The 6,000-nt window shown below is 69.0% G+C and carries 5 protein-coding genes; all 5 read left to right on the forward strand.

The window, feature by feature from the left end; all coding sequences use genetic code 11:
* The first annotated feature begins 22 nt into the window (after window positions 1-22).
* Window positions 23-1,408 carry a DNA recombination protein RmuC gene (gene rmuC / locus RT697_RS15220; RefSeq protein WP_409517441.1) on the forward strand — a complete coding sequence of 462 codons (1,386 nt, stop codon included), beginning with the start codon at window positions 23-25 and terminating at the stop codon, window positions 1,406-1,408.
* An 80-nt stretch (window positions 1,409-1,488) separates the two neighbouring features.
* Window positions 1,489-3,057, forward strand: a complete 1,569-nt coding sequence (locus tag RT697_RS15225) for an amidase (RefSeq protein WP_313699908.1) — start codon at window positions 1,489-1,491, stop codon at window positions 3,055-3,057.
* 51 nt (window positions 3,058-3,108) lie between these two features.
* Window positions 3,109-4,833 (forward strand): isovaleryl-CoA dehydrogenase, encoded by a 1,725-nt coding sequence (locus tag RT697_RS15230; RefSeq protein ID WP_313699910.1) that lies wholly within the window; start codon window positions 3,109-3,111, stop codon window positions 4,831-4,833.
* Window positions 4,834-4,872: 39 nt separating this feature from the next.
* Window positions 4,873-5,553: a ribose-5-phosphate isomerase RpiA gene (gene rpiA, locus RT697_RS15235; RefSeq protein ID WP_313699912.1), complete on the forward strand. Its 681-nt coding sequence runs from the start codon at window positions 4,873-4,875 to the stop codon at window positions 5,551-5,553.
* A gap of 164 nt (window positions 5,554-5,717) precedes the next feature.
* Window positions 5,718-6,000 (forward strand): PhoU domain-containing protein (locus RT697_RS15240; RefSeq protein WP_313699914.1); only part of this gene is annotated, 283 nt, incomplete at its 3' end.

Raw genomic sequence — 6,000 nt, forward strand, 5'->3', positions numbered from 1 at the left:
TCGCGCTTTGGAGATGCCTTTCTTGAACGACATTCTGCTTTGGGTCGCCGCCGGCGGCGCCGTGCTGGCCTTCGTGGCCGCCGTCCTTGCCTGGCTGCGTCCGTCCGCTTCCGACGCTCGCCTGGAGGCCTTGCTGGAAGGCCTGGAACGCACCGAGCGCGCGCTGCGCGCCGACATCGCCGAAGGCCAGCGCGGCCTGCGCAGCGAGTTTTCGGAATCCACGCGCGCGCTGCGGCAGGAACTGTCGCAGTCGCATGGCGACCTGCGCGCGGGCCTGTCGCGCGATGCGCAAGCCGCCCGGGCCGAGTCCGCCGAATCGCTGGCGCGCTTTGCCGCAGGGTTCTCGGAGCAATTGCAGGGCCTCATTCAGATCAACGAGCGGCGCCTGATGGAAGTGCGCGCCACCGTGGATCAGCGCCTGCAATCGCTGCAGTCGGACAACAGCGCCAAGCTCGACGAGATGCGCCGGACCGTGGACGAAAAGCTGCATGCCACGCTGGAGCAGCGGCTGGGCGAGTCCTTCAAGCTGGTGTCCGACCGCCTGGAGGCCGTGCACAAGGGGCTGGGTGAAATGCAGGCGCTGGCGGCCGGGGTTGGCGACTTGAAGCGCGTGCTGACCAACGTGAAGTCCCGCGGCACGTGGGGCGAAGTGCAGTTGGCCCGGCTGATCGAGGACAACATGACGCCGGATCAGTACGCCAGCAACGTCAAACCCGTCCCGGGCAGCGATGCGGCCGTCGAATTTGCCATCCGGCTGCCCGGGCGCGGCGATGGCGGCGATCCGGTCTGGCTGCCGATCGACGCCAAGTTCCCCAAGGAAGAATACGAGCGCCTGATGGACGCGCAGGAAGCGGCCGACGCCGAAGGCGTCAAGGTGGCCGGGGCCGCGCTGGGCCGTGCGGTCGAGGTGCAGGCGCGCCTGATCGCCGGCAAGTACATCGCGCCGCCGCACACGACCGACTTCGCCATCATGTTCCTGCCCACGGAAAGCCTGTATGCCGAGGTGCTGCGCCGTCCGGGTCTGCTCGACAAACTGCACGACCTGCGGGTCAACGTGGCGGGTCCGAGCAATCTGGCCGCACTGCTGAACAGCCTGCAGATGGGATTCCGGACGCTGGCGATCGAACAGCGTTCCTCCGAGGTATGGCAGGTGCTGCGGGCCGTGAAGACCGAGTTCGGCAAGTTCGGCGAATCGCTTGCCAGCGTCAAGAAGACCCTGGACACCGCCAGCAACAAGATCGGCCAGACCGAGGTGCGCACCCGCGCCATGCTGCGCAACCTGAAGGGGGTGGAGGCGCTGCCGGAAGCCGACGCGTTGCGCCTGCTGGGCGGGGCGTCGGCCGAGGCTGCAGATCCCGAGGACGACGACGCCGAGGAACCCCCGGCGCCGTCCGCCGGCGCCGTCTGATCCGGGCTTTTCGGAACCTCGCGGCATGGCTTGCCGCGGGGTGCGCTTGTTGACCTCACGCGCAGCCGATATCCTCATGCATGCGGCACTTCGCCGTCGATACCTGGAGCATCGTCAGCATGAGCATCGCCGAACGCCATGATTCCTCTTCTCTCGACGCGACGGCGCTGGGCGCCGACATCGCCCAAGGCGCCACCACCGCGCTGACTGCCATGCAGCAGGCGGTCGAGCGCGTCGCAGCGCGCAATCCATCCATCAACGCCGCCTGCGGCGTGCAGGCCGAAGCCGGGCTGCGGCTGGCGCAGACGCTGGACGGCGAACTGGCGTCGCTGTCGTCCGAACAGCGCCTGGCGCTGCTGCGCGATCGGCCGTTCCTCGGCGTGCCGACTCTGCTCAAGGACCTTGCCACGGCGGCCATCGGCCTGCCCAGTGCGATGGGGTCCGTGCTGTACGGTCAGGTCCAGTGGAACCTCGATGCCGACATCGTCAAACGTTACCGCCGTGCCGGGCTGATTCCGTTCGGCCGCACCAACAGCGCCGAACTGGGTCTGAGCCCCACGACGGAATCGCCCGTCTATGGGGCGGCCACGCAGAATCCCTGGAAAAAGGGCCACAGCGCGGGCGGCTCCAGCGGCGGCGCCGGGGCGGCGCTGGCCAGCGGCATGGTGCGCATCGCGCACGGCAGCGATGGCGGCGGCTCGATCCGCATCCCCGCGTCGTGCTGCGGCGTGCTGGGTTTAAAGCCGTCGCGCGGCCTCATGCCGCTGGGACCGCTCAAAGGGGAGGGCTGGGGCGGCCTCGCTACCGAACACATGATGACGCTGTCCGTGCGCGACTGCGCGGCGGCGCTGGACATCAGCGCGGGCGCCGACGTGGGCGCGCCTTATGCCGCGCCCGTCCCGCCCGCGGAATCCTATCGCGGCGTGGTGGCGCGTGTCGCCGCGGACCCGAGCTCGGCGCCGCGCCGGCGCATTGCCTTCATCAACACCACCTACGAAGGCGAGGCCATTCATCCGGATGTCGCGGCCACGCTGGACGAGGCAGCCAAGTTCTTCGCCGCGTTGGGGCATGAACTGGTGCCGGCGGCGCCGCCCGTCGGCTCTGAGGAAGTCCTGTCACCGATGCTGCCGCTGATCGCCAGCGCGGCCGCCAATGCCATCGACAGCTTCGTGGCCGCGCGCGGCAGGCGTCTGGCCGCCGACGAACTGCAACCCACCACGCTTGGCGCGCGGGAATACGCCCGCGCGATTTCCGGCGCGCAATACGTGGCGTGCGTCGATACCTGCCACGAAATCACCCGCCGCATCGGGCGCTTCCTGCATCGGGACGGCGCCCAGGGATACGACCTGTTCCTCAGTCACGTGCTGGCGCTGCCGCCCGCGCCCATCGGCCGCTACGCCATGGACAACGCCGATTATCTGGCCTACCGTCTGGGCAAGAAGGGCGTCATCGGCTATTCGCCGTTCGCGCCGCTGGCCAACCTGACCGGCATGCCCGCCATTTCGATTCCGTTTGGCATGTCCGCGGACGGGCTGCCGATCGGCATCCAGGTGATGGGGCCGCTGGGCGCCGAGGCGCAACTGCTGGAACTGGCGGCCCAGGTCGAAGCGCTGCGGCCGTGGGCCCTGACGGCGCCCATGGCCGGGTAGCGTCAACGGAGCAGCCTGCGCGGCACCGGCCGTTCGAACCAGGGAGACTTCATGTCATCGTTCGCGACGCATACCGTGTTCAACCAGGTGCCGCCCCTGGAAGACTATTCCCTGTACGACACCGATCCGGCGCTGCGCGAGGCCGTGCGCCGCGAGGGCGCCGAGGCGTGGGCGGGCGACCTGAACGCGCACGGCGCCTGGCTGGGCAGGGCGCAGACGCTGGCCGCGGGCGTCGAAGCCAACCGCTGTCCGCCGCGCCTGGTCAGCTACGACCGCGCCGGCCATCGCGTGGACCGCATCGAATTTCACCCCGCCTGGAACGTGCTGATGAGCGGCATCATGGCGCGCGGCCTGCACAGCCGCGCGTGGATGCAGTCCGCGCCGGGCGCACAGGTGGCGCGCGCCGCCGCCTATCTGATGCAGGGCCAGGTCGAGGCCGGCACACTCTGCCCCACCACCATGACCTTTGCCGCCGTGCCGCTGCTGCAACGCGAGCCGGCCGGCGTGCTGGACTTTGCAGGCCAGTGGCTGCCCGCGTTGTACGCGCGGGAATTCGACGGCAGCGATGCGCCGCTCACCGCCAAACGCAGCGCGCTGATCGGCATGGGCATGACCGAAAAGCAGGGCGGCTCGGACCTGCGCGCCGTCACCACCCGAGCCACGCCGCTGGGTGCGCCGGGGCGCGGCAGCGCCTATCAGCTCGTCGGACACAAATGGTTCTTCTCGGTGCCGCAGGCCGACGCCCATCTGGTGCTGGCGCAGACCGATGAGGGGCTGAGCTGCTTTTTCGTCCCCCGCTGGATTCCGGACGGCCCGCGCAACGCGGTGCGCGTGCGGCGCCTGAAGGACAAGCTGGGCAACTGGAGCAACGCCAGTTCGGAAGTCGAATTCGAAGATGCCTGGGGCGTGATGGTCGGCGAACCAGGGCGCGGCCTGGCGGTGTTGCTGGAAATGGCGGGCACCACGCGGCTCGATTGCGTGCTGGGCAGCGCGGCGCTGCTGCGCCAGGCCCTGGCGCAATCGGCGCATCATGCGCTGCACCGCCAGGCCTTCGGCAAGCCGCTGATCGAACAGCCGCTGATGCGCAACGTGCTGGCCGACCTGGCGCTCGAAAGCGAAGCGGCGATGGTTCTTGCGATGCGCCTGGCGCGCGCCGTCGACGAACGCGGCGACGCGGCCGCGCGCGCGCTGGTGCGCGTCGGCACGCCGGCCGCCAAGCTGTGGGTCTGCAAGCGCGCGGTCGCCGCCGTGGCCGAGTGCATGGAGGTCTGGGGCGGCAACGGCTACGTCGAAGAGGGGCCGATGCCGCGTCTATACCGGGAAACGCCCGTCAATTCCATCTGGGAAGGGTCGGGCAACGTCATGGCGCTGGACGTGCTGCGAGCGCTGCAACGCGAGCCCGACGCGCTGCCGGCGCTGGATGCGGAATTCACCCGCGTCGCGGGGCAGCACCGGGATTTTGACGCGGCGCTGGCGCGTTGGCGCGCGCTGTTGGCCGATGGCGAGCAGGCGCAGTTCCAGGCGCGCCGCATCGCGGCCGGGCTGGCGCGCCTGTGGCAGGCGGCGCTGCTCATCGAGCACGCGCCCGACGCGGTGGCGCAGGCCTTTGTCCGCAGCCGCCTGCAGGAGACATCGGGGATGTTTGGCGAACTGGCCGCCGGGACGGACACGTCGGGCGTCGCTACGCCGGGCGTCGCCACGCCGGGCGTCGACACGCCGGGCGTCGACACCCAGGCCATCCTGTCGCGCGCGTGGCCCGCCGTCGCCGCGTGCTAAATTTCCCGGCTCAAGCAACTTTTCCGCATTTCTACCGCCATGCTCTCCCAGCAAGAACTTAAGCAGCAAGCCGCCGACGCGGCACTGGAATTCGTCGAACAGGTCGCCGGCCCGGACGTCATCATCGGCGTGGGCACCGGTTCCACCGCCGACCTGTTCATCGATGGCCTGGCGCGATTCAAGGGCCGCATCGGCGGGACGGTCGCCAGCTCCGAGCGCAGCGCCGCGCGCCTGGCCGGCCACGGCCTGAAGGTGCTGGACCTGAACGACGTGTCCACCATGCCCATCTACGTGGACGGCGCCGACGAGATCAACGCCGACCTGCACATGATCAAGGGGGGCGGCGGCGCGCTGACGCGCGAGAAGATCGTGGCGTCGGTGGCCGAGCGCTTCATCTGCATCGCCGACGAATCCAAGCTGGTCCAGACGATGGGCAAGTTTCCGCTGCCGCTCGAGGTCATTCCGATGGCGCGCGAATCCGTGGCCCGCGCGCTGACCGCGCTGGGCGGCGAGCCCTGCCTGCGCGAAGGCTTCGTCACCGATAACGGCAACATCATTCTGGACGTGTCGGGCCTTTCCATTTCGGACGCGCCCGCGTTCGAGGCCATCGTCAACAACCTGCCGGGCGTCGTGACCTGCGGCCTGTTCGCGCTGTCCGGCGCCGACGTGGCGCTGCTGGCCACCCAGAACGGCATCCGCCGCCTGGCCCGCCGCGCCTGAGTCCGGTCGTGATGCGGGTCCTGCCGCCTCGTCTTGCGGGGTGCGGGGCCCGCATTCATAATCCTGTCACACTTGGGTCATAACCTTGCCGGTTGTGCAGGCCCATCTCGTAACCTCTCTAATTTCGGGGCAATGCAATGAGATCAACCACGCAGGGAGCCCGGATGACGGAGCATACAAACAAGCAGTTCGACGCCGATCTGGAAAGCGTCCGTTCGCAATTCTTGCAAATGGGCGGCGTGGTCGAAGCCATGATCCAGGAAGCGATCGACGCGCTGGCCAGCGGCGACATGTCGCTGGTTGAAAAGGTCCGTGAGCGGGAAAAGGAAGTCAACCGCCACGAAGTCGAGATCGACGAAAGCATCAGCCGCATCCTGGCCCGGCACCAGCCTACCGCCATCGACCTGCGCATGCTGATGGCCGTGTCCAAGATGCTGACCGACATGG

This window comes from Achromobacter sp., from assembly GCF_032113835.1.
GTDB lineage: Bacteria > Pseudomonadota > Gammaproteobacteria > Burkholderiales > Burkholderiaceae_B > Achromobacter.

What these genes read in the sequence shown, in the direction of transcription:
- rpiA (WP_313699912.1), top strand. Translation starts at nt 4,873, where the DNA reads ATGCTCTCCCAGCAAGAACTTAAGCAGCAAGCCGCCGACGCGGCACTG.
- RT697_RS15230 (WP_313699910.1), top strand. Translation starts at nt 3,109, where the DNA reads ATGTCATCGTTCGCGACGCATACCGTGTTCAACCAGGTGCCGCCCCTG.
- RT697_RS15225 (WP_313699908.1), top strand. Translation starts at nt 1,489, where the DNA reads ATGCGGCACTTCGCCGTCGATACCTGGAGCATCGTCAGCATGAGCATC.